This is a genomic window from Lachnoclostridium sp. Marseille-P6806, from assembly GCF_900625025.1.
Classification (GTDB): Bacteria; Bacillota; Clostridia; order Lachnospirales; family Lachnospiraceae; genus CAG-791.
On the sequence record NZ_LR130605.1, the window covers coordinates 1 to 2,860 of the forward strand.

The 2,860-nt window shown below is 48.1% G+C and carries 1 protein-coding gene; it reads left to right on the forward strand.

Annotation, left to right across the window (positions count from 1 at the left end; translation table 11 throughout):
* The first annotated feature begins 797 nt into the window (after positions 1-797).
* Positions 798-2,657 (forward strand): group II intron reverse transcriptase/maturase, encoded by a 1,860-nt coding sequence (gene ltrA, locus E0E20_RS13745; protein WP_242622812.1) that lies wholly within the window; start codon positions 798-800, stop codon positions 2,655-2,657.
* The last annotated feature ends 203 nt before the right edge of the window (positions 2,658-2,860 follow it).

The following is a 2,860-nucleotide window of genomic DNA, read 5'->3' on the forward strand; positions in this document are numbered from 1 at the left end:
GTGCGAAACGTTGTGCATAAGTTATCGTTGACAGCGATAGCGAACAGCACCATGTGAATGCACTTAGTAATAAGAAAAGTTCACAGAGAACTTGAATCTCAAATCAGGGGTGAAAGCCCCCTGCCATACGGAATCAATGCAACTGGGACATAGTCCCGAAAGGCGGACTGTCATCCGCTGGCAGTATGCGAGCTGATACTCCACTGTGCGTTGCGCCACTGCAATGGCGCATGGTACAGAGCGTGGTGAAGACGTAACCTGAAAACCTAAACCGCTCCGGCGGCATGGATAATATATGGTGCGGGCTTCCGAAGCCTATGGCTACCCGACAAGTGAAAGCTATGCAGCATCGTAAGAGCGAAAGGCCTGCGAAAGCAGGAGAATTGGAAAAAGTGGGATGGGCTGGTTTTTCTCATCTCACCCGACGGGATGGAATCCCCGTCGGAATCATGCGATAACTGTGATTCAAGGCATGATTAGATTTTCCCGGTGTAAGGTAGCGGCCTAAGGGCTTCACGATCATAAGATCATAAGGATAGAGATTCAGGAACGTTTGAGAGCCTGTTACCGGAGTCATGCAGGACGGTGAAGGTAACAGGAAGTCAGCCGTGCCATAGTAGTCTGAGGCTGGGAAAGCCAGCCACATGGAACTGAAATGTTCCGCGGCGAAGGGCACGAGTCAGGTTGATTTGCAAATTTCAAAACAAGGAAAATCAATAACTCCCTGAAAGAAGGGTGACGAACTGCGAGGTGATAGACTTGTGCATTTGAACGTCAGATTTTCAAACGAGACCGGAATGAAGCAATTTCTCGACTTTCTCTATCAAAAGTCAGCAGAAGGAATGGCGTTCACCGGCCTGCTGGAAGCGATGGTAAACGATACGACCATTGTTACAGCGGTTCATAACATCAAATCCAACAAAGGCAGCAATACCGCCGGTGTGGATGAGAAGAAAATGAACGATTATCTTCAAATGCCAAAAGCGGACTTTATTGAGTTGATTCAATCGAATTTCAGCAACTACAAACCAAAACCGGCTCGGCGGGTGTATATACCAAAGAGCAACGGCAAACAACGGCCATTGGGAATTCCCACAGTGCTGGACAGGATCATTCAGGAATGTGTGCGAATCATTATTGAACCTATTTGCGAGGCGAGGTTTTACCCGCACAGCTATGGTTTCCGCCCCTATCGGGCACAAAAGCACGCCATCCGGGACATCATAAATGTCATCAATGCGGGAAGCAGGTCTAAAGATCAGGCTGTGTGGGCGGTGGAAGGTGATATCAAGGGATGCTTTGATAATATCGACCATCGTATTCTGTTGAAGAAGCTGTGGCGGATTGGAATACACGACAAACGTGTATTGAAAATCATAAGCCAGATGCTGAAAGCAGGATATATCGAGAGCGATATGTTTTACGACACAGAACTCGGTTCCCCGCAGGGCGGCATTTTGTCGCCACTGATTTCCAATGTGTATCTGAACGATTTTGACTGGTATATCGGGCGGTGTTATATGGAGCCGCACAGACAATGCAAGCATAAATGCAATGATACACGAAGGCTGAAATGGTCGGGAATCACACCAAAATACAACTACCGTTTTGCGGATGATTGGGTGATTCTGACTTCAACGGAACGTGAAGCACTCCGTCTGAAGAAAGAGCTGACAAAGTACTTTAAGGCAAGAATGCGGCTGGAACTGTCACAGGAAAAGACCTATGTTACCGATCTTCGGAACGAAGGGATTCATTTCCTCGGATTCACGGTAAAGGCAGAGCGGAAAATCAAAACTCCAGACCCAAGGACGTGGACGGATCATCTGATAGGAAAGCCATTTCCCGATAAGGACAGGCTGACAAAGAAGATACACAACATCCAGGACGAAGTCAGAAAGATAGCAGAAATGCAAGGGCTGGAAGCACAGGCGGCACAGATTCAGCGCGTAAACGCAGTCATCATGGGAGTCGCCGAATATATCCAGACGTCCATCTGTTCTAAGGCGTATCACGCAATAGACCGCAGAGTGGACATGACAGCATTGTCAGTCTGGAAGAAGCTGTACCCGAAGACCTACAATAAAATGCAGGTTCCATTGAAACAGCTTTGCAACCTTCCGCAACGCCACGCCGGGTATGACAGCAAAACATTTGCAATTCAGGTTGAGGGAAAATGGTTCGGATTGACATACGCGTTCATAACGCACAGTAATTACGAAAAGAAACCGTTTGACCAGAAGATGACGCCTTATACAGAGGATGGGCGTAAGCGGTATCAGGCATACCGCAAGCGTCACAAACCACTGCCGCTGGACAGGCCATCCGTCAACACGCCGGAAGACATTCGTCTGGCAATCGCATGTAAAGGCAGTCATCGGAAATATAACTTTGAATACTTTATGAACCGGGAGTATGCATTCAACCGGGACAAAGGGAAATGCAAATGTTGCGGTGAAGAACTCACAGGAACAGGGACAGGGCACTGCCACCATGTCAGCAATACGCTTCACATCGACGAAATCAACAAAGTAAAGAATCTTGCTTGGCTGTGTGAACCGTGCCATCGCATGGTTCACAACGGTATGATACCGCCGGGGCTTGACGCCAAAGTGGTCAAAAAGATTGAAAAGTATCGAAAGAAGTTAAATCCTTGAAATTTGCAGGTATTCTGTGTTCCGCGAGGACACAGAGGTATTGAAATCAGAGAAAGTAAGTCAACCTGATGGAACGCCGGGTGCGCTGAAAGGTGCATGCCCGGTGTGAGGCGGGGGAAAATCCGGAGATAACCTCAAAGGATTACCTATCGCTCAGCACCTACCGTGCTGACCGTAGCAGGCGGCACGGATGGTGTTCATTG